The organism is Aeromonas bivalvium, assembly GCF_000819765.1.
GTDB lineage: Bacteria > Pseudomonadota > Gammaproteobacteria > Enterobacterales > Aeromonadaceae > Aeromonas > Aeromonas bivalvium.
On sequence record NZ_CDBT01000004.1, the window covers coordinates 50011 to 71188 of the forward strand.

A 21178-nucleotide genomic window follows, 5' to 3' on the forward strand; every position below is an offset into this window, starting at 1 on the left:
ATTACATGACTATCGAGATCAAGGTACCGGACCTGCCGGAATCAGTGGCCGACGCCACCATCGCGACCTGGCACAAGCAACCGGGGGATCTGGTTGCCCGTGACGAAGTGCTGGTCGACATCGAGACCGACAAGGTCGTACTGGAAGTGCCGGCGCCGGAAGCGGGCATCCTGGGTGACATTCTGCAGGCCGAAGGCGCCACCGTGCTCTCCCGCCAGCTGATCGCCATGCTCAAGGCCGCTCCGGTCGCGGGCGAAGAGACCAAGGAGAAGCCGGTTGAAGCCGCCGCCGAGAGTGGCGCGGCCGATGATCTGAGCCCCTCGGTGCGCCGCCTGGTGGCCGAGCACGCCATCGACGTGGCCAAGCTGACCGGTACCGGCAAGGGCGGTCGCGTTACCAAGGAAGACGTGGAAGCCTTCCTCAAGGGTGGCAGCAAGCCCGCCGCCCCGGTTGCGGCAGCTCCGGCTGCGCCGATCGCCCCCCTGGCCGGTCGCACCGAGAAGCGGGTGCCCATGACCCGCCTGCGCAAGCGCATCGCCGAACGTCTGCTGGAGGCCAAGAACACCACCGCCATGCTGACCACCTTCAACGAGATCAACATGGCGCCCATCATGAAGCTGCGCAAGCAGTACGGCGAGATCTTCGAGAAGAAGCACGGCATCAAGCTCGGCTTCATGTCCTTCTACGTCAAGGCCGTGGTCGAGTCCCTCAAGCGCTACCCGGAAGTGAACGCGGCGCTGGATGGTGACGACATCGTCTATCACAACTACTTCGACGTCAGCATCGCCGTCTCCACCCCCCGCGGCCTGGTGACCCCGGTACTGCGCGATTGCGACAGCATGAGCCTGGCCGACATCGAGAAGGCCATCAAGGAGCTGGCGGGCAAGGGTCGTGACGGCAAGCTGACCGTGGACGAACTGACCGGCGGCAACTTCACCATCACCAACGGTGGCGTGTTCGGCTCCCTGATGTCCACTCCCATCATCAACCCGCCGCAAAGCGCCATCCTGGGGATGCACAAGATCCAGGACAGGCCCATGGCGGTGGACGGCAAGGTGGAAATCCTGCCGATGATGTACCTGGCGCTCTCCTACGATCACCGCATCATCGACGGCCGCGAGTCGGTCGGCTTCCTGGTCTCCATCAAGGAGCTGCTGGAAGATCCGACCCGTCTGCTGCTGGACGTCTGATCACCAAGAATATAGGGGCCTGTCCGGGCCCCTATCGCAGGGGCATTGAGAAACACCCCAACGGATATAACGACAACACGGATAGAACATCATGAATTTGCATGAATATCAGGCAAAACAGCTGTTTGCCCAGTATGGCCTGCCGGTCTCCGAAGGTTATGCCTGCGCAACCCCGCAAGAAGCTGCCGAAGCGGCAGACAAGATTGGCGGCAACATGTGGGTCGTCAAGTGCCAGGTGCACGCCGGCGGCCGCGGTAAAGCGGGCGGCGTCAAGCTGGCCAAGAGCAAGGACGAGATCCGTGCCTTCGCCCAGAACTGGCTTGGCAAGAACCTGGTCACCTACCAGACCGACGCCAACGGCCAGCCGGTCACCAAGATCCTGGTGGAATCCTGCACCGACATCGCCAAGGAGCTCTACTTGGGCGCCGTGGTCGATCGCAGCAGCCGCCGCGTGGTCTTCATGGCCTCCACCGAGGGCGGTGTCGAGATCGAGAAAGTCGCCGAAGAGACGCCGCACCTGATCCACAAGGCCGCCATCGATCCCCTGGTGGGCCCCCAGGCCTATCAGGCCCGCGAGCTGGCCTTCAAGCTGGGTCTGGTCGGCGATCAGATCAAGCAGTTCACCAAGATCTTCATGGGTCTGGGCAAGATGTTCCAGGATTGCGACTTCGCCCTGCTGGAGATCAACCCCCTGGTCATCACCGACAAGGGCAACCTGCACTGCCTGGACGGCAAGATCAACATCGATGCCAACGCCCTGTACCGTCAGCCCAAGCTGCGCGAGATGCACGATCCCTCCCAGGATGACCCCCGCGAGGCGCACGCCGCCCAGTGGGAGCTGAACTATGTGGCCCTCGACGGCAACATCGGCTGCATGGTCAACGGTGCGGGTCTGGCCATGGGCACCATGGACATCGTCAACCTGCACGGCGGTTCACCGGCCAACTTCCTGGACGTCGGCGGTGGCGCCACCAAGGAGCGGGTGACCGAGGCGTTCAAGATCATCCTCTCCGACACCAAGGTGCAGGCCGTGCTGGTCAACATCTTCGGCGGCATAGTGCGCTGCGACATGATCGCGGAAGGCATCATAGGCGCCGTGAAGGAAGTGGGGGTCAAGGTACCCGTGGTGGTACGTCTGGAAGGCAACAATGCCGACCTGGGTGCCCAGAAACTGGCCGAGAGCGGCCTCAACATCATCGCCGCCAAGAGTCTGACTGACGCAGCTCAGCAAGTGGTTAAAGCAGCGGAGGCCAAATAATGAGCGTTCTGATCAACAAAGATACCAAGGTGATCTGCCAGGGCTTCACCGGCGGCCAGGGTACCTTCCACTCCGAACAGGCCATTGCCTACGGCACCCAGATGGTCGGCGGCGTGTCCCCGGGCAAGGGTGGCACTACCCACCTGGGCCTGCCGGTATTCAACACGGTGCGTGACGCCGTGGAAGCCACAGGTGCCACCGCCTCCGTCATCTATGTGCCGGCGCCCTTCTGCAAGGACGCCATCCTGGAAGCCATCGATGCCGGCATCCAGCTCATCGTCACCATCACCGAAGGCATCCCGACCCTGGACATGCTGGACGTCAAGGTGAAGCTGCAGGAAACCGGCGTGCGCATGATTGGCCCCAACTGCCCGGGCGTTATCACTCCGGGTGAGTGCAAGATCGGCATCATGCCCGGTCACATTCACCAGCCCGGCAAGGTGGGCATCGTGTCGCGCTCCGGCACCCTGACCTACGAAGCGGTCAAGCAGACCACGGACGAAGGCTTCGGCCAGTCCACCTGCGTCGGTATCGGCGGCGACCCCATCCCGGGCTCCAACTTCATCGACATCCTGGAGATGTTCCAGAACGATCCGCAGACCGAAGCCATCGTCATGATCGGCGAGATCGGCGGCAATGCCGAGGAAGAAGCGGCGGCCTACATCAAGGCCAACGTCACCAAGCCGGTGGTCTCCTACATCGCGGGCGTCACCGCGCCTCCGGGCAAGCGCATGGGCCATGCTGGCGCCATCATCGCCGGTGGCAAGGGTACCGCGGCCGAGAAGTTTGCCGCCCTGGAAGATGCCGGTGTGAAAACCGTGCGCTCCCTGGCCGATATCGGCAAGGCCTTGCGGGAAGTGACCGGCTGGTAAGTTAGCCTGTTCTCTCCGATAGCAAGATGCCGCCCCAGGGCGGCATTTTTTATGGCGCTTAATCGGTATGGTGAGGGTATTCACCTGACCATTGCCCTCAACCATTGCCCTCAAAGGGGAGCGGTCATCCGGCTTCCAACCGGATGGCAGCATGGTGCCCAGTATGATTGGACCATACAGCCTTCACCTTGAAAAATCGGGGGATAAGGGGTATAACCACGCGCTTTCCTGGTGTATTTAGCGAGCCTCTTATGCAAACTCCTTTTTGGCAGGCCAAGACCCTGCAACAGATGACCACGGCCGAGTGGGAGTCCCTGTGCGATGGCTGCGGCAAGTGCTGCCTCAACAAGCTGATCGACGCCGATACCGATGAGCTGGTGTTCACCAATGTGGCCTGCAATCTGCTCAACACCAGGAGCTGCCAGTGCTCCGACTATCACAATCGCTTCAAGAAGGAGCCGGACTGCCTGCAGATCACGGTGGACAAGATTGCCGAGTTCAACTGGCTGCCGTCAAGCTGCGCCTACCGTCTGCTGGCCGAGGGACAGAGCCTGCCGGCCTGGCATCCGCTCATCACCGGCAGCCGCTCCGCCATGCACCAGGCTGGCCAGTCGGTGCGTGGCAAGGTGATACACGAGCGCGAGGCGGGAGAGTGGGAGGATCACATCATCACCTGGGCGAGCTGAGCTGCCCATTGCCCCCTTTAAAAGAGAGCCACCTTGCGTGGCTCTCTTCGTTTCTGACGGGAGGTGAAGCAGTCGAGCCGATGGTGGAAGAACTGAAGGAGAGCCATTTGTGACGAGAGCAGGGGGCCCGAAAGCGCCTCTCTAAACGGTCCGCCTTGATGGTTACAGCCTCCAGGCGTGGAAGATGAGGGAAAAAAGATAAGTGCCCGGCAAACCCGGGATAAAAAAAGAGCCGCAGATGCGGCTCTTTTTGGTGACGGGCGTTCCCTTAGGGACGACCGGCCGGGCTGTGGGCCTTGTTGACGGCTGCTGTGCTGCCCGCGTGACGACCCGAGCTGGCGACGTCACCGCGCACCAGGGGTGGGTAGTCGACAGGCTCGGCGGCCGGCAGGGCAGGGGCTTCAGCCGGGGTCGCCATGGGAGCGGAGGCTTTGCGGGCCTTGGCCAGCAAGCCACCGGTGGCGCGCGGCGCAGACTTGGCGGCCTCTACCTTGGCGGGGGCGCTGACGTCGGCACTTGGCGCGGCTGCCACCGGGGCCTCGGCGGCAGGGGCGATGGCCTCTGCCTCGGTGACCACGGGAGCGGTGTCGGCCACTGGGGCAGCTTCCACTTCGGTTGCTACCGGCGCCTGGGTCACGTCGGCCTGAGCCGGCTCAACGGGCGCAGCGTCAACCTGAACCAGGTCAACCGGCGCGGCGTCAGCCTGCACAGGGGCCGGGACCGCTTCCACCACCTGAACGGGGGTATCGGCCTGGGCGGGCGCTTCAACCTTGGGCTCGACCAGGGTCGGCTCAACTGCGGGTTCGGCTGCGGTGACCATGGTGGCCTCTGCCTGCATGCTCGCGACCACAACCGCTTGCTCGATCTTCTCCTCGGCTTGCGGCGCGGAGTCGGCAACCGGAGCAACCGGCTCGCTGACGACCTTGCTGGTGTCGACGAAGGGCACTTCCGGCAGGTGGTGATCGGTATCCACGACGGCGTGCTCGACCAGGGCGGCGGAGGCCTGGGTCGCGGCGGCAATGGCTTGCGGGCTCAGAGGGGCAACCAGAGGGGTCACGGGCTCATTGCTCTCGACCTGGGGCTGCTCTTCTTCGCGCTGGTTGCGGGTCTCTTCGTTGATGCGCTTGCGACGCTGACCTTCGCCACGCTGGCCACGGGGATTGCGACGGGAGCGGCGCTGGCCGTCCTGATCGTCACCCTGCTGGGCATCGGCGCCTTCGGTGGCCACCACGGCGGCTACCGGCTGCTCGGCCTGGGGGGCGTCGACGCGGATCTGCTTGCGCAGTTGACGACGTTCGCGGCGCTCGGCGACGATCAGCTCCTTCTCCTGGTTAGCCTCGGCTTGAGTCTCTACCTGGATCGGCAGCGCCTCGGCGGCGACCACGGCCTGCACCTGGGCTTCACGCTCTGCGCGGGGCTCGCGGGGCTGGCGCGGCTCACGCTCGCCACGGGGTTCCCGGGGCTGACGCGGTTCGCGGGGCTGACGGGGCTCACGCTCGGCGCGGGCTTCGTTGGCCTGACGGGGTTCCCGTTCGGTGCGAGGCTGACGGGGCTCGCGCTCGGTGCGCGCCTCGTTGGCCTGACGCGGTTCGCGTTCGGTACGGGGCTCACGTTCCTTGCGCGGGCGACGGGCACGGTTGTCACCCTGCTCGCCACTCTTGGCGTCACGGCGCTGTTCGCCACCTTCGTTGCGGTTGCGGTTGCCCTGACGCGAGCCACGGCGCTCGTCACGCTGATGGCGATGGCTCTCTTCCTTGCGGGCCTCGGCCTGGACCGGGGCGGCCGGTTTGGCCTCGGGAGTGGCTGGGCTCGCGGCGAAGATGCCGGCGATGGCCTTGAAGAACTTGCCGACCAGGCCAGCCTCTGCCACGGGGGCAGGGGTGACCGGAGCGGCAGGCTGAGGCGCAGCGGCCGCAGGCGCAGGCTGAGCCGGCTGGATGAAGCCTTGCAGCAGCGGCTGTTCCCGCTCGATGGCCTGGGCCTGCTTCGGCTGGTAGACGGGCTTGGCTATCTCCGTCTTCAGCTCGTAGCTCACCGCTTCGGGGATCTCATTCTTGCGAATGCGGGTCACCTCGTAGTGGGGCGTCTCCAGGTGCTGGTTCGGGATGATGTAGAGGCGCACGTCGTTGCGCTGCTCGAGGTTGGCGATGGAGCTGCGCTTCTCGTTGAGCAGGTAGGCGGCAACATCCACAGGTACCTGGGCATGGACCTGCTCCGTGTTGTCCTTCAGGGCCTCTTCTTCGATGAGGCGCAGGATGGACAGGGCGAGGGATTCGTTGTCACGGATCACCCCCTGACCCTGGCAACGGGGACAGATGTGGCTGCTGGACTCGTTGAGGGAGGGGCGCAGACGCTGGCGGGACATCTCCAGCAGACCGAAGCGGGAGATCCGTCCCAACTGGATGCGGGCCCTGTCCTGATGCACGGCTTCACGCAGACGGTTTTCCACTTCGCGCTGATGGCGAACCGGGGTCATGTCGATGAAATCGATGACAATCAGGCCACCCAGGTCGCGCAGGCGCAACTGACGGGCAATCTCGTCGGCCGCTTCCAGGTTGGTCTGCAGCGCGGTTTCCTCGATGTCGCCGCCCTTGGTGGCGCGGGAGGAGTTGATGTCGATGGAGGTCAGAGCCTCGGTCGGATCGATGACGATGCTGCCGCCGGAGGGCAGGCGCACTTCCCGCTGGAACGCAGACTCAATCTGGCTCTCGATCTGGAAGTGGTTGAACAGGGCAACGTCCCCCTGGTACAGCTTGACCCGATTGAGGAAATCGGGGCGAACCAGTTCGATGTGCGCCTTGGCGCGCTCGAAGATGACGGGGTTGTCGATCAGGATCTCGCCCACATCGCGACGCAGATAGTCACGAATGGCGCGCACGATCACGTTGCTCTCCTGGTGGATGAGCACGGGGGCGGCACGCTGCTGGGAGGCCTTGTGGATGGAATCCCAGTGATTGAGCAGGACGTTCAGATCCCAGGAGAGCTCCTCGGGGGACTTGCCGACACCGGCGGTACGCACGATGAGCCCCATGCCTTCCGGCACGGTAAGACCCGACAGGGCTTCTTTCAGCTCGGTGCGCTCGTCACCCTCGATGCGGCGGGAAATGCCGCCGGCACGGGGGTTGTTGGGCATCAGCACCAGGTAGCTGCCGGCCAGGCTGATGAAGGTGGTGAGGGCTGCACCCTTGGTGCCACGCTCTTCCTTATCGATCTGGACGATCACTTCCTGGCCCTCGCGGACCACTTCTTTGATGTTGGGACGACCCTGATAGGAGTAACCGGAGGGGAAGTAATTGCGGGCGATCTCCTTTAACGGCAGGAAACCGTGGCGCTCGGCGCCGTAGTCGACAAAAGCAGCTTCGAGACTGGGTTCTACGCGGGTGATTTTGCCCTTGTAAATGTTCGCTTTCTTCTGCTCGTGTCCCGGACTTTCAATATCCAAATCGTAGAGCTGTTGTCCGTCAACCAGCGCTACGCGCAACTCCTCTTCCTGAGTCGCGTTGATTAGCATTCTTTTCATTGAGTTCTCATTATTTTGTCATTTTGATTTCCTCCACTGGATCCTGCCGGCGCCGGCCTCGGGTCTTCAGCATACTGGGGCAACCTCCCGGTTGGGGTATGCATGAGGCGCAAACTAAGGGCGCTCTGGTTCAGCCTTCTCGAGAAGGGATGAATAAAGGATGCCGGAGTGGAGACAAATAGCCGGTTCTGTTTGCGTTCTCCATGCGCTGTACCTCGCACCCGGGAACCGTCATGTTCTTGTATACACGGTGTTTCGGGATTGGGTGGCATACTTTTTGGCCACTTAGTACAAGGCTTGAACACAATGACAAAACCTTGTGTATTATCCCATTTAAACCGCTTTTATAGCAAGGTGCCATTTTTCAACAAAGCATGGAGCCAAGGGGCCCGTGGGGTGTTAAAATCCGCGCCATGACACAGATACATCAACAAGTGCAGCTGCTCACCATCGAAGCTGAGCATGAAGGGCAGCGCATCGACAATTTTCTCAAGACTCAGTTAAAGGGCGTCCCCAAGAGCCTGATCTATCGCATCCTTCGCAAAGGGGAGGTGCGCGTCAACAAGAAGCGCATCAAACCGGAATACAAGCTCTGCCCGGGCGACGAGGTGCGTGTGCCCCCCGTGCGCGTCGCCGAAAAGAATGAATTGCCCTCCGCCAACCTCGGCAGCATTCAGCGTCTGGAGAGCCAGATCCTGTTTGAAGATGACGCCATGATAGTGCTCAACAAACCGTCCGGCATGGCGGTGCACGGCGGCAGCGGCCTGAGCTTTGGCGTCATTGAAGGGCTGCGGGCCCTGCGTCCGGAAGCCCGCTTCCTCGAGCTGGTTCACCGCCTCGATCGCGACACCTCCGGCGTACTGCTGGTTGCCAAGAAGCGCAGTGCCCTGCGCAGCCTGCACGAGCAGTTGCGGGTCAAGACCATGCGCAAGCAGTACCTGGCGCTGGTGCGCGGTCAGTGGCAGTCCCATGTCAAGGTGGTCAATGCGCCCCTGCGCAAGAATGATCTGCAATCGGGCGAGCGGGTGGTGCGGGTCAGCAGTGACGGCAAGCCGTCAGAAACCCGCTTCCGGATTGCCCGCCAGTTTGCCGAGGCAACCCTGGTGGAATGCAGCCCCATCACAGGCCGCACCCACCAGATCCGGGTCCACACCCAGCATGCCGGTCATCCCATCGCCTGCGATGATAAATACGGTGAAGCAGCCTTTGATGAGAAAATGCGCAGCCAGGGGCTGAAACGGCTGTTCCTGCATGCCTGGAAGCTCACCTTTACCCATCCGGTGGATGGTCGTGAGGTGTTGATCGAGGCGCCGCTGGCCCCCGAGCTCGATACCTTCCTCAACAAGCTGGCGCGCTGATGCAGGGCACCCGGCTCGCCATCTTCGACTGGGATGGTACGCTGATGGACTCCATCGGGCGCATCGTCAACTGTGTCGAGCTGGCCGCCGGGGAGTGTGGCCTCTCCCTCCCGACCCGGGAGCAGACCCGGCAGATCATCGGCCTGAGCCTGGAGGTGGGGCTGGCGAACCTGTTTGGGTTGACGGCCGGGAGTGCGCCCTGCGCCCGTCTGGTCGCCTCCTATCGTCATCACTATCTTCATGACGATACGCCGAGCCCGCTGTTTGCCGGAGTCGTCGACTTGCTCCATGACTGGCATGGGCGCGGCATCTTGCTGGCGGTGGCCACTGGCAAGTCTCGCCGTGGTCTGGATCGGGTACTGGAGGAGACGGGTCTGGGGCCGCTGTTTGCCGCCAGCCGCGGCGCCGACGAGGCCCGTTCCAAACCCGATCCCCTGATGCTGAGTCAGCTGCTGGACGAGCTGGCAGTGCCGGTCGGCGAGGCGGTGATGATAGGGGATTCTGTCCATGATCTTGGCATGGCCCAGTCGCTGGGGATGGCCCGCATCGGGGTGACCTGGGGCGTGCACGGCAGAGAACGGCTGTTGGCCCATGATCCGGTCGCCATCGTCGATACCATGACCCAGCTAAGGCGCAGCCTGGATTAGCGAGTCGTTGGTAAGGATGACAAAACGGGAGCCTGGGCTCCCGTTTTTCGTGGCTGGCGTACCAAGGACGTCAGGGCAGATTGAGGCCGTGACGCCCCAGCAGCTCGATGAGGCCGATCAGGGGCAGGCCGATCAGGGCATTGGGATCGCGTCCCTCCAGCGCCTCGAACAACACGATTCCCATCCCTTCACACTTGAAGCTGCCGGCGCAATCGAGCGGTCGCTCTGCCTCGACATAGCGGCGAATGGCCGCTTCATCCAGGGTGCGAAAACGGACCGTGAAGGGCTCGACCAGGCCGTGGCATTGGCCCGTGGCGGCATCCAGCACGGTGAGGCCGGTATAGAAGGTGACGCTGCGCCCTTGTGCGGCCATGAGTTGCGCCACCGCATTGTCCACCGACCCGGGTTTGCCGAGGATCCGACCGTTGCAGACACACACCTGATCGGAGCCAATGATCAATCCCCGCTCAACGGAGTCGGCAATGGCTAGTGCCTTGGCATGGGCGAGCCGCGTCACCAGCGCCTCGGCGGATTCGCCGGGCAGAGGGGATTCATCCACCCGGGGGGCCGCACACTCGAAGGGGAGGCCGAGTTTTTCCAGCAGGGCTTTGCGATAGGGGGAGGTGGAGGCGAGGATCAGCGGTGTCGACATCATGATATCCAGGTTCGTAGCAGTCAGCGGCCGATGGTATCGCCGTGCCATCGGCAGGGCAATGGTCGGTTGGGATGCGAGCCCCGCCATGGCATCCGGTATGACCTGGTCATGGCCGGCCGTATCAGGGCCATTGCCACAGGCGAACACTCATCTTGCCCACTGGATGAAGCATGCAGGATGCCATGAGTGACACCTTGTGGACATGCGAGGGCGCAAGGGGCGGACAGGATCCTGTGTCGGATCCTCCGCTTTGTGGCATAATCGGTCACCGATGAGCGCAAGCCCCGACATACTGGGGACTTGTGATGTTAAAATCATCGGCGGTAAGGACTTTTTCCTTTGACTATCCCCTGTTGGACCTATAATATTCGCGCCCTATGCAAAAGGTGAAGTTGCCCGTTAAGGTTGATCCAGTCCGTAGTGCCTTGAAGCTACTCGATTATGTCGGGATAGTTGAAAAGTCGCAGATGCCCAGGCTGGAGGCATCAACCGCAGGCTTGCGAAGTGATGTGGATGTGTCACTGCACTTTGGCAAAGATGTCCAGAAGTTGACCGTTATGAAAGGCACTGCCCATGCCGAGGTTGACCTGGTTTGCCAGCGTTGTGGCGAAACGTTCCAACACCTTTGTGAAGCTGAATTTATCTACACTCCGCTGTTCGAGAGAACAAACGAGGAAGAACTGCCGGAAGCTTATGAGCCCATTGAGTTGGACGAAAACGGCGAGATAGATCTTCATCAAATCCTGGAGGATGAACTCATCCTCTCGTTGCCTCAAGTCGCAATGCATCCCATGGATGCCTGCCCGAGAGGAAACATGGAGATGACCTGGGGTGATATCGAACCTGCTGATGAGCGGCCAAATCCCTTTGCAGTTCTTGAAGAGCTTAAACGTAAGTGAATCTAGGAGTTAGCCTACCATGGCCGTACAACAGAACCGTAAAACCCGTGCCAAGCGTGGCATGCGTCGTTCCCACGATGCACTGACCAGCGCTGCCCTGACTGTTGATCAGACCAGTGGCGAAATTCATCGTCGTCACCACGTGACTGCCGATGGTTTCTACCGCGGTAAAAAGGTAATCGCTTAAGGATTGCCTTTGTCTACGCTCAACGTCGCGCTAGACATAATGGGGGGCGATTTCGGTCCCTCGGAAACAGTGCCTGCCGCCGTGCAGGCACTGTCTCTTTTGCCCCAGCTCAATCTGATCCTGGTCGGTAACGAGACCAGCGTCACACCGCTTCTGCGCCAGCATGGCCTGCTCAATCATCCCCGCGTTCGCTTCGTACATGCCTCCCAGGTCGTCGGGATGGGCGACAAGCCGATCGTCGCCTTAAGAACCCTCAAAGACTCCTCCATGCGAGTCGTGCTGGATCTGGTCAAGAGCGGTGCCGCCGATGCCTGCGTCAGTGCGGGCAACACAGGGGCCCTGATGGCCATGGCCAAGTGCGTGCTCAAATCCTTGCCCGGGGTGGACAGGCCGGCCCTTATCAAGGCGCTGCCGACCGTGGCGGGCAAACGCACCGTCATGCTGGATCTGGGGGCCAATGTCAGTTGCGATGCCGACACCCTGCTGCAATTTGCGGTCATGGGCTCGGTCGTGGCCGAACTGGTGGAGGGCATAGCGTCACCCCGTGTCGCGCTGCTCAACGTGGGGGAGGAGGAGATCAAGGGCAACGATCTGGTGCGCCATAGCGCCGAGCTGCTGCGCCAGTGCCCTGCCATCCACTTCACCGGCTTCATCGAGGGAGATTGCCTGTTCACCGGCCAGGCGGATGTCATCGTCTGTGATGGCTTCGTAGGCAATGTGGCCCTGAAGACGGCGGAAGGGGTCGTGCGCATGATGGGTCAACTGGCCGGTTATCCGCGAAAAAAGCGCAGTTTTCTTGGGCTGATCGCCGGATTTATGCTCAAACGGCGTTTTTCTTACCTGAACCCCGACCAGTATAACGGTGCAAGTCTGTTAGGATTGCGCGGCATTGTGGTAAAAAGCCATGGGAGGGCCGAACGTCGCGCCCTTTCTACTGCGATCCTGCTGGCCGCGCAAGAGGCCAAGCATCAACTTCCATTGCAAATAGCAGATCGCCTTGAATCTGTCTTTTCCGACAGGGATCTATAAGAACTCTATGCATAGCAAAATTCTGGGTACTGGCAGCTACCTGCCAAGTTCAGTTCGCACCAACGCCGATCTCGAACAGATGGTCGAGACCAGTCACGACTGGATCGTGGAGCGCACCGGGATCCATGAGCGCCGTATCGCGGGGGATGGCGAGACCGTCGCCACCCTTTCGCATCAGGCCGCCCTGCGTGCACTGGATGCCGCCGGCCTCCAGGCAAGCGATCTGGACATGATAGTGCTGGCCACCACCAGTGCCGAAAATGCCTTCCCGGCCGCCGCCTGCGAGCTGCAAAACCTGTTGGACGTGCCGGGGATCCCGGCGTTCGACATCGCCGCCGCCTGCGCCGGTTTCACCTATGCCCTCTCCATCGCCGATCAGTTCGTCAAATCGGGGGCGGCCCGCCATGTGCTGGTCGTCGGCGCCGATGTGCTGTCGCGCATGTGCGATCCGCAAGATCGCGGTACCATCATCCTCTTTGGTGACGGGGCAGGGGCTGTGGTCATTGGTGCCAGCGAAACCCCTGGCATCCTCTCCACCCATCTGCATGCCGACGGTCGCTATGGCGATCTGCTCAAGCTGCCTCAGCCCCGTCGCGGCCTGAGCGGCAGCGAGCTCGAAGCCTACATGTATATGAAGGGCAACGATGTGTTCAAGGTCGCGGTGACTCGCCTGAGCGAGATAGTGACCGAGACCCTGGCCGCCGCCAACATAGATCCGAGCGAGCTCGACTGGCTGGTACCGCACCAGGCCAACTACCGCATCATCAACGCCACCGCCAAGAAGCTCGGCATGAGCCTCGACCGTGTGGTGCTGACCCTCGATAAACACGGCAATACCTCTGCTGCCTCCGTTCCCATCGCCTTCGATGAAGGGGTGCGTGACGGTCGTATCCAGCGCGGTCAGCTGGTGCTGCTCGAGGCGTTTGGTGGCGGATTTGCCTGGGGCTCAGCCCTGGTTCGCTTCTAAGCTTTCACCACGAAGGAGCGTGGCCGGCCCTGCGCCAGCCACGTTTCTCATGTCGTTTCGCTTTAAAGGACATCATGATGACCCAATTTGCCATCGCTTTCCCGGGACAAGGTTCCCAGGCTGTCGGCATGCTGGCCGAACTGGCCGAACAGCACGCGATTATCAAGGAGACCTTCGCCGAGGCGAGCCAGGTGCTTGGTTATGATCTGCTGGCGCTGACCCTGCAGGGGCCGGCAGAAGAGCTGGGCAAGACCTGGAAGACCCAACCGGCCCTGCTGACCGCCTCCGTGGCCCTGTGGCGCCTGTGGCAGCAGCAGGGTGGGGCGACCCCCGCCGTCATGGCCGGCCACAGCCTCGGCGAGTATTCCGCCCTGGTCTGCAGCGGTGCCCTGGCCTTTGCCGATGCCGTCAAGCTGGTCGAGCTGCGTGGTCTGGCCATGCAGGAAGCCGTGCCGGAAGGCACTGGCGCCATGGCCGCCATCATAGGCCTGGACAACGACACCATCGCCGCCAACTGCGAGAAGGCGGCAGAGGGGCAGGTGGTCTCCCCGGTCAACTTCAACTCCCCGGGCCAGGTGGTGATCGCCGGTCACAAGGAGGCCGTCGAGCGTGCCAACGTGCTGATGAAAGAATCCGGTGCCAAGCGGGCGCTGCCGCTGCCGGTTTCCGTGCCGTCCCACTGTGCCCTGATGAAACCGGCCGCCGAGAAGCTGGCCGCAGCCCTGGATGGGATCGAGATCAAGGTTCCATCCATCGCCGTCATCAATAATGTCGATGTCACCTGTGAACAGGATTCGGCCGCCATCAAGCAGGCGCTGGTGCGTCAGCTGTTCAGCCCGGTGCGTTGGACCGAGACGGTCGAGCGGATGGCCAATGAGGGCATCACCCTCGAGATCGAGATGGGTCCGGGTAAAGTGCTGACCGGTCTCGCCAAGCGTATCGACAAGCGGGTGGAAGGCATTCATGCCAACGATACCGCTTCATTCGAACAGGCGCTGGCCCAGATTAAGTAAACAGGAGTAGAGCATGAGTTTTACCGATAAGGTTGTATTGGTGACCGGCGCCAGCCGTGGCATCGGTCGTGCCATTGCCGAGACGTTCGTGGCCCGTGGCGCGAAAGTCGTGGGTACCGCGACCAGCGAGCGTGGCGCCGAGGCCATCAGCGCCTACCTGGGCGAGCATGGCTGCGGCCTGGCCCTGGACGTGACCAGCCCCGAATCCATCGAAGCCGTCTTTGCCGCCATCAAGGCGCGTTTTGGCGACATCGACATCCTGATCAACAACGCCGGCATCACCCGCGACAACCTGTTGATGCGCATGAAGGATGATGAGTGGAGCGAAATCATCGACACCAACCTCACTTCCCTCTATCGTCTGAGCAAGCCGGTGCTGCGCGCCATGATGAAGAAGCGTCATGGCCGCATCATCAGCATAGGTTCCGTGGTGGGTACCATGGGTAACGCAGGTCAGGTCAACTATGCCGCCGCCAAGGCCGGTCTGGTAGGCTTTACCAAGTCGCTGGCCCGTGAAGTGGCATCCCGTGGTATCACGGTCAACGCGGTGGCTCCCGGTTTCATCGAGACCGACATGACCAAGGCGCTCAATGAAGAGCAGCGGTCAGGTATCATGAACCAGGTGCCCGCAGCCCGTTTGGGTGATCCGAAAGAAATTGCCGCCGCTGTGGTATTCTTGGCATCTGATGACGCCGCTTACATCACTGGCGAAACCCTGCATGTTAACGGCGGGATGTACATGGTGTAATCAATTTGTCGTCAGTTCTGCTCAAATTTGCGATATTACGCCGAAGTTTGGCACATTTCGTGGTTTGACCAGCAGCAAGCTACTTGCAAACCAACGTCAATTGAATAAACTACCCCAACCAGACGCAATAGCGTATTTTTAAAGGAAAATTCAGGTCATGAGCAACATCGAAGAACGCGTAAAGAAAATCATCATCGAACAACTGGGTGTTAAAGAGGAAGACGTTAAGAACGCTGCCTCCTTCGTCGACGACCTGGGCGCTGACTCTTTGGATACCGTTGAACTGGTAATGGCGCTGGAAGAAGAATTCGATACCGAGATTCCGGATGAAGAAGCCGAGAAGATCACCACTGTTCAAGCGGCTATCGACTACATCACCGCTAATCAGGAATAAGTTCCTGTTCTGAAAGAAGCGGCCCAAGGGCCGCTTCTTTTATGTTTACCCCCTTTCAAAATACCTCTCGGAGACTAGCTCAGTGTCAAAACGCAGAGTCGTGGTAACCGGCCTGGGGATGCTTTCCCCTGTGGGCAACACTGCCGAAACCAGCTGGCAAGCCCTGCTCAACGGGCAGAGCGGCATTTCTCTCATCGATCACTTCGATGCCAGCGAATTTGCGACCCGTTTCGCAGGCCTGGTCAAAGAGTTCGATCCCGAACAGTACGGCATCAACCGCAAAGAAGCCCGCAAGATGGATCTCTTCATCCAGTACGGCGTGGCGGCGGGGATGCAGGCGTTGGATGATTCCGGCCTCGTCATCAACGAAGACAACGCAGAGCGGGTCGGCGTGGCCATCGGCTCCGGCATCGGCGGTCTGGGTCTGATTGAACAGAACCACAGCAGCCTTATCAACGGCGGCCCCCGCAAGCTGAGCCCCTTCTTCGTGCCATCCACCATCATCAATATGGTGTCCGGTCATCTCTCCATCATGAAGGGACTGCAGGGGCCGAACATCGCCGTGACCACGGCGTGTACCACGGGCACCCATGCCATCGGCATGGCCGGTCGCATGATTGCCTACGGCGATGCGGACGTGATGATCGCCGGTGGCACCGAGAAAGCCTCCACCCCCATGGGGATGGGCGGCTTCGCGGCAGCCAAGGCACTCTCTACCCGCAACGACGAGCCCACCAAGGCGAGCCGCCCCTGGGACAAGGATCGCGACGGTTTCGTGCTGGGTGACGGTGCCGGGGTGCTGGTGCTGGAAGAGTACGAGCACGCCAAGGCCCGTGGCGCCAAGATCTACGCCGAGCTGGTTGGCTTTGGCATGAGTGGCGACGCCTATCACATGACGGCGCCGCCTTCGGACGGCAACGGTGGCGCGCGCGCCATGAAGAATGCCATCAGGGATGCCGGCATCGCCCCCGAGCAGATCGGCTACATCAATGCCCACGGCACCTCCACCCCCCTGGGTGACGTGGCCGAGCTGCGCGGCATGAAAGAGGTGTTTGGCGACCATGCCAGCGCCCTGATGATCAGTTCCACCAAGTCGATGACGGGTCATCTGCTAGGAGCCGCCGGCGCCATCGAGGCGATCATTACCGTGCTGGCCCTGCGGGATCAGGTGGCACCGCCCACCATCAACCTGGACAATCCGGATGAGGAGTGCGATCTGGATCTGGTGCCCCACGTGGCCAAACCAGGCCAGTTTGAATACGCCCTCTCCAATTCCTTCGGATTTGGCGGCACCAATGGCTCCCTGATCTTCAAACGCGTATAATTCGCACCAGGGCAATGTTCAATAGGCCCGATACGAGCTCGTATCGGGCCTTTTTTATCGGAGGGATCCCGCTTGCTCATCAATGGTGTATCCGCAGAGTCGATATCGGCCCGGGATCGAGGGTTGGCCTATGGCGATGGGCATTTCACCACCCTGCTGATCCAGGAGGGGCGAGCCCGCTACTGGCCCGAGCATCTGGCGCGGCTGCAGCAGGGTTGCACGCGGCTCGCCATCTCGCCACCGTGCTGGACCACCCTGGCGGCCGAGCTCGACACCCTGATCGCCGATCAGGTGCTGGCCGTCGCCAAGATAGTGCTGACCCGAGGGGAGGGGGGGCGCGGCTATGATGGCACTGGCTGCCAGCAGACCAGCCGGATCCTCTCATTGGCGCCTTATCCCATGCACTATCAGGATTGGCAGCGGAGCGGCATCAGCATTGGGGTCTGCCAACAGCGCATTGGTGACAGTCCCATGCTGGCGGGGCTCAAGACCCTCAATCGACTGGAACAAGTTTTGCTTAAAGGCGAACTTGCCAAGCAAGGTGCGGTCGAAGGAATAGTATTGAATTGTCGAGGGTTTCTGGTGGAAGGGGTGAGTGCCAACCTGTTCTGGCGCCGGGGCAGCACCGTCTTTACCCCGGATCTTGGCCATGGTGGCGTGGATGGCATCATGCGTCGACAGGTGATGACGCTTCTGCGCCAGATGGGGATCGAGCTACGTATCGTCGAAGCGCCGCTGGAGTCACTCTGGCAGGCGGAGGAGGTCTGGTTGACCAATACCCTGATGGGCCTGGTACCCGTCACCCGTATCGAGCATAAAGAGTACGACTCACAGCAGGTGGTGCGTCGTCTACAGGAGCGATTGCTAATTGAAGTTTAATCGGCTTTACACCCTGATCGCGGGAGCGGCCCTGAGCGCCGCCCTGGCCGGTGGGTACGTCTATTACAAGTGGTATCAGGTGGATACCTTGACCAACAAGGGACCGACCCGCCTCTACACCGTCGCGAAGGGCTCCCATGCCGCCGGCCTCATCACGGAACTGGCCGACGGCGAGGTCACACCCTGGGCGCTTCGACTCTGGCTTCGCAGCCATCCGGAACTGGCTGCCATCAAGTCAGGCACTTACGAGATCCAGGAAGGGGCCCCCTTGAAGGAGACCCTTTCCCTGTTTGCCTCGGGCAAGGAGTTTCACTTAAGCCTGACCTTCGTCGAGGGATCCCGCTTCGAGGATTGGCAGAAGCAGCTCGCCAGCGCCCCATACCTGGAGCGGGTCACCCTGGAGCAGGACGAGACCGAACTGGCCCATGAGCTCGGCATCGACAATGGCAAGCTGGAAGGCTGGTTCCTGCCGGAGACTTACGCCTATACGGTTCATGCCAGCGATCTCTCCGTGTTGCGTCGCGCCCATCAGGAGATGGAGAGCGTCCTGCAAACCGCCTGGGAGAATCGCCAGGAGAACCTGCCCTACAAGACGCCCTATGAAGCCTTGATCATGGCCTCCATCATAGAGAAAGAGACAGGGGTCCCCGAGGAGCGTGCCGAGATTGCCGGCGTCTTTGTCAACCGACTGCGCCTTGGCATGAAGCTGCAGACGGACCCGACTGTCATCTATGGCGTCAAGGATCGCTACGATGGCAACATTCGCCGCAGCGATCTCACCGATGTGAACCCCTACAACACCTATGTGATCGACGGCCTGCCACCGACTCCCATCGCCATGCCGGGCAAGGCATCCATCGAGGCGGCCCTCAACCCCAAGGCGAGCGATTTTCTCTACTTCGTCGCCAAGGGGGGCGGTGCCCATCACTTCTCCAGAACCCTCGAAGAGCATAACCGTGCGGTTCGCCAATACATTTTGAAGAAATCCTGATGTCCAAATTTATCGTGATCGAAGGGCTGGAAGGGGCGGGCAAGAGCTCCGCCGTCCAGTATGTCACCGACTACCTCAAGGCCCATGGCGTCTCGCGCATCGAGTGTACCCGGGAACCGGGCGGCACCCCATTGGCCGAGCGGATGCGGGCCATCGTCAAGGAGGTGCACGAGGAGCAACTCACCATCCAGGCCGAGCTGCTGCTGATGTACGCCTCCCGGGTGCAACTGGTGGAAACGCGGATCAAACCTGCTTTGCGCGAGGGGACCTGGGTGGTGGGGGACAGGCATGATCTCTCTTCCCAGGCCTATCAAGGGGGCGGGCGCGGCATAGACACCGGGCTCATTCATGCCATCAAGCAGGCGGTGCTCGGCGACTTCAAACCCGACCTCACCCTCTATCTCGACATCGATCCGGCCCTGGGATTGCAGCGGGCTCGCCATCGTGGGGAACTCGACCGGATCGAGCTGGAGCAGCTGAGTTTCTTCGAGCGGACCCGGGCCCGCTATCTCGAGCTGGCCGCCCAGGATGACAGCATTCTGGTGGTCGATGCCAGCCAGACGCCGGATCGGGTCAAGGCCGCCATCGAAGTCGCCCTGGATAGTCGCATATGTATCCCTGGCTGATCCCGGACTGGCAGGCTCTGAGCCAGAGTGCGGTTGCCGGACGACTCGGCCATGCCTGGTTGCTGCTGGGGGAAGCCGGCCTTGGCAAGGAGCAGCTGGCGGAGCGGTTGGCACGGTTCCATCTGTGTCATCACCCCCAACAGGGGGAGCCTTGCGGCCACTGCCATGCCTGCCAGTTGGCGGACAAGGGCAATCATCCTGATCTCTGCATCATCCCAGGTGACAGCAAGACCATAGGGGTGGATGCGGTGCGCGAGCTCGGTTCGCGTCTGCAGCGTTCCGCCCAGCTCGGTCATGGCAAGGTGGTGATCATTCCCGATGCCGAGCGCATGACGGAAGCGGCGGCCAACGCCCTGCTCAAGACCCTGGAGGAGCCGGCCGGCGACAGCCTGCTGCTGCTGATCGCCTCGCAGATCTCCCGCCTCCTGCCCACCATCCGCAGCCGCTGCCACAAGCATGTCTGCCACATTCCCCCCGAGCCGGTCACCCTGAACTGGCTGGCCGAGCAGGGCCATCCGGCGACCCAGGCCCAGGTGCGGATCTGCCAGGGGGCGCCGCTGCGGGTGCTCGACTACCTGGCGCAGCAACAGGACAAGGCGCGTCAGGATCTCTTGGGGGGCTTCGTGCAGCTGAGCCAGGAGCCGACCCGGATCACCGCCCTCTGCTCCCTGTTGGGGCAGGAGACCCAGACCCGGTTGCACTGGTTGCAACTGCTGCTGTGCGATGCCCTCAAGACCCAGGCTGGCTGCGGCCATCAGCAATTGGCGATGCCGGATCTGGCCGGGCTCAGTCACGCTCTGGCCGAGGGCCACTCCAGCGAGCGGCTGCTCGATGCCGAGCAACGTCTCGTCAGCCTCAAAGAGGCCTGCCAACCCGGACAGCTCTCCAATCCGACCATACATCTGATGAACTGGCTCAGCCAATGGCTGTGAACAGAGGAAAAGATCCCATGTTATTCGTAGATTCCCATTGCCACCTGGACCGGCTCAGCTATGGCAGCAAGCAGACCGATCTGGCCGATGTGCTGGCCAAGGCGGCGGCGCGCCAGGTGGGCTACTTCCTGTGTGTGAGCGTAACCCAGCAGCAGTTTCCAGAGATGCTGACGGCGATCGCCCCCTATCCCCAGGTGTTTGCCTCCTGCGGGGTACACCCTCTCAACCAGGATCCCGGTGTGGACGCCCCCCTGCTGCTGGAGCAGGCCAAGGATCCCCGGGTGGTTGCCATCGGTGAAACAGGGCTCGATTACTTCTATAGCCCTGAGAATAAAGAGGTGCAGCAGCACTCGTTCCGGGAACATATCCGAGTGGCGCGAGCGCTGAACAAGCCCCTGATCATCCATACCCGGGATGCCCAGGAGGACACCTTGCGGATCATGACCGAAGAGGGGGCGGATCAGGTGGGCGGGGTACTGCACTGCTTCACCGAATCCCTCGAAATGGCCGAGGCCGCCATGGCCATGGGCTTTTATGTGTCCATCTCCGGGATAGTGACCTTCAAGAGTGCCGCCGCCTTGCAGGAGGTGGTCAAGGCTCTGCCGCTGTCGCGACTGCTGATAGAGACGGACTCTCCCTATCTGGCGCCGGTGCCGCACAGAGGGAGGGAGAACGAACCCGCCTTCGTGGTGGACGTGGCTCAGTTCATCGCCGACCTGCGCCAGATCCCCCTTGCTGAACTGGCGCAAGCCACCAGCGACAACTTCTTCGCACTGTTCAAACTGGCTAGGCAGTGAATCAGCAGGCCCCATCCAGAGGGGCCTGTTTCATTGAAATCCCCTTACAACCCTTCACATAATCTGAAAATTCACGTTCGTTATCTCTCACTGCACAAGCAATCAAGACAACAGATTCAGCCATGCCAGGCGGCTTGATAAAGCAACGCAAGGTGAGGGTTGAATCGGGTCTTCCTCGGATTGAAAGCATCATCATCAAGTATCGA

Annotated in this window: 22 protein-coding genes; 19 read left to right on the top strand and 3 right to left on the bottom strand. The window is 61.5% G+C overall.

Annotated elements, in window-relative coordinates:
- The first annotated feature begins 5 nt into the window (after positions 1–5).
- The 4 genes from odhB to BN1119_RS00480 all read left to right on the top strand — a co-directional run bounded on the left by odhB (position 6) and on the right by BN1119_RS00480 (position 4006).
- Complete coding sequence (gene odhB / locus BN1119_RS00465; protein ID WP_041992274.1) at positions 6–1190, top strand: 2-oxoglutarate dehydrogenase complex dihydrolipoyllysine-residue succinyltransferase; 1185 nt, start codon at positions 6–8, stop codon at positions 1188–1190.
- A 91-nt stretch (positions 1191–1281) separates the two neighbouring features.
- Positions 1282–2448, top strand: a complete 1167-nt coding sequence (gene sucC, locus BN1119_RS00470; protein ID WP_041992277.1) for an ADP-forming succinate--CoA ligase subunit beta — start codon at positions 1282–1284, stop codon at positions 2446–2448.
- Positions 2448–3320, top strand: coding sequence for a succinate--CoA ligase subunit alpha (gene sucD, locus BN1119_RS00475; RefSeq protein ID WP_041992280.1), 873 nt, complete (start codon positions 2448–2450; stop codon positions 3318–3320). Before sucC ends, sucD begins: the two co-directional genes overlap by 1 nt.
- Before the next feature lie 251 nt (positions 3321–3571).
- Positions 3572–4006, top strand: coding sequence for a YcgN family cysteine cluster protein (locus tag BN1119_RS00480; RefSeq protein WP_041992282.1), 435 nt, complete (start codon positions 3572–3574; stop codon positions 4004–4006).
- A 268-nt stretch (positions 4007–4274) separates the two neighbouring features.
- On the opposite strand, the gene rne is transcribed toward BN1119_RS00480, so the two are convergent.
- Complete coding sequence (gene rne / locus BN1119_RS00485; RefSeq protein ID WP_041992286.1) at positions 4275–7526, bottom strand: ribonuclease E; 3252 nt, start codon at positions 7524–7526, stop codon at positions 4275–4277.
- Between the two features lie 413 nt (positions 7527–7939).
- Here rne and rluC point away from each other — a divergent pair, with 413 nt between their 5' ends.
- Together rluC and BN1119_RS00495 are read left to right on the top strand one after the other, a co-directional pair.
- Positions 7940–8884, top strand: coding sequence for a 23S rRNA pseudouridine(955/2504/2580) synthase RluC (rluC, locus tag BN1119_RS00490; RefSeq protein ID WP_209434875.1), 945 nt, complete (start codon positions 7940–7942; stop codon positions 8882–8884).
- Entirely contained in the window at positions 8884–9531 is a 648-nt protein-coding gene (locus BN1119_RS00495) for an HAD family hydrolase (RefSeq protein ID WP_041992292.1), read from the top strand. Before rluC ends, BN1119_RS00495 begins: the two co-directional genes overlap by 1 nt.
- 70 nt (positions 9532–9601) lie before the next feature.
- On the opposite strand, the gene BN1119_RS00500 is transcribed toward BN1119_RS00495, so the two are convergent.
- Positions 9602–10183 (bottom strand): Maf family protein, encoded by a 582-nt coding sequence (locus tag BN1119_RS00500; protein WP_041992294.1) that lies wholly within the window; start codon positions 10181–10183, stop codon positions 9602–9604.
- Between the two features lie 380 nt (positions 10184–10563).
- Between BN1119_RS00500 and yceD the strand changes: the two genes are divergently transcribed.
- From yceD to BN1119_RS00560, 13 genes are all read left to right on the top strand, one after another.
- Positions 10564–11085 carry a 23S rRNA accumulation protein YceD gene (gene yceD / locus BN1119_RS19705; protein WP_084205223.1) on the top strand — a complete coding sequence of 174 codons (522 nt, stop codon included), beginning with the start codon at positions 10564–10566 and terminating at the stop codon, positions 11083–11085.
- A 19-nt stretch (positions 11086–11104) separates the two neighbouring features.
- On the top strand, positions 11105–11272 hold the full coding sequence (gene rpmF / locus BN1119_RS19710; RefSeq protein WP_005311492.1) for a 50S ribosomal protein L32: 168 nt from the start codon (positions 11105–11107) through the stop codon (positions 11270–11272).
- Positions 11273–11281: 9 nt separating this feature from the next.
- Positions 11282–12301 (top strand): phosphate acyltransferase PlsX, encoded by a 1020-nt coding sequence (gene plsX, locus BN1119_RS00510; protein ID WP_041992297.1) that lies wholly within the window; start codon positions 11282–11284, stop codon positions 12299–12301.
- Positions 12302–12308: 7 nt separating this feature from the next.
- Positions 12309–13268: a beta-ketoacyl-ACP synthase III gene (locus BN1119_RS00515; RefSeq protein ID WP_041992300.1), complete on the top strand. Its 960-nt coding sequence runs from the start codon at positions 12309–12311 to the stop codon at positions 13266–13268.
- Between the two features lie 77 nt (positions 13269–13345).
- Positions 13346–14281: an ACP S-malonyltransferase gene (gene fabD / locus BN1119_RS00520; protein ID WP_041992303.1), complete on the top strand. Its 936-nt coding sequence runs from the start codon at positions 13346–13348 to the stop codon at positions 14279–14281.
- Positions 14282–14294: 13 nt separating this feature from the next.
- The gene (gene fabG / locus BN1119_RS00525) at positions 14295–15029 is read left to right on the top strand and encodes a 3-oxoacyl-ACP reductase FabG (protein ID WP_041992306.1); all 735 of its coding nucleotides are present in this window, start codon (positions 14295–14297) and stop codon (positions 15027–15029) included.
- A 157-nt stretch (positions 15030–15186) separates the two neighbouring features.
- Positions 15187–15423, top strand: coding sequence for an acyl carrier protein (gene acpP, locus BN1119_RS00530; RefSeq protein ID WP_005300909.1), 237 nt, complete (start codon positions 15187–15189; stop codon positions 15421–15423).
- Positions 15424–15505: 82 nt separating this feature from the next.
- The gene (fabF, locus tag BN1119_RS00535) at positions 15506–16747 is read left to right on the top strand and encodes a beta-ketoacyl-ACP synthase II (protein ID WP_041992313.1); all 1242 of its coding nucleotides are present in this window, start codon (positions 15506–15508) and stop codon (positions 16745–16747) included.
- 72 nt (positions 16748–16819) lie between these two features.
- Positions 16820–17626, top strand: a complete 807-nt coding sequence (gene pabC, locus BN1119_RS00540; RefSeq protein ID WP_041992316.1) for an aminodeoxychorismate lyase — start codon at positions 16820–16822, stop codon at positions 17624–17626.
- Positions 17616–18617, top strand: coding sequence for an endolytic transglycosylase MltG (gene mltG / locus BN1119_RS00545; RefSeq protein WP_041992319.1), 1002 nt, complete (start codon positions 17616–17618; stop codon positions 18615–18617). The genes pabC and mltG overlap by 11 nt, the downstream gene beginning before the upstream one ends.
- Positions 18617–19243 (top strand): dTMP kinase, encoded by a 627-nt coding sequence (gene tmk, locus BN1119_RS00550; RefSeq protein WP_041992322.1) that lies wholly within the window; start codon positions 18617–18619, stop codon positions 19241–19243. Before mltG ends, tmk begins: the two co-directional genes overlap by 1 nt.
- Positions 19228–20175, top strand: a complete 948-nt coding sequence (gene holB / locus BN1119_RS00555; RefSeq protein ID WP_041992325.1) for a DNA polymerase III subunit delta' — start codon at positions 19228–19230, stop codon at positions 20173–20175. Before tmk ends, holB begins: the two co-directional genes overlap by 16 nt.
- Positions 20176–20192: 17 nt before the next feature.
- Positions 20193–20972 carry a TatD family hydrolase gene (locus tag BN1119_RS00560; protein WP_041992328.1) on the top strand — a complete coding sequence of 260 codons (780 nt, stop codon included), beginning with the start codon at positions 20193–20195 and terminating at the stop codon, positions 20970–20972.
- Between the two features lies 1 nt (position 20973).
- Here BN1119_RS00560 and BN1119_RS20760 read toward each other — a convergent pair.
- Positions 20974–21178 (bottom strand): hypothetical protein (locus BN1119_RS20760; protein ID WP_209434876.1); only part of this gene is annotated, 205 nt, incomplete at its 5' end.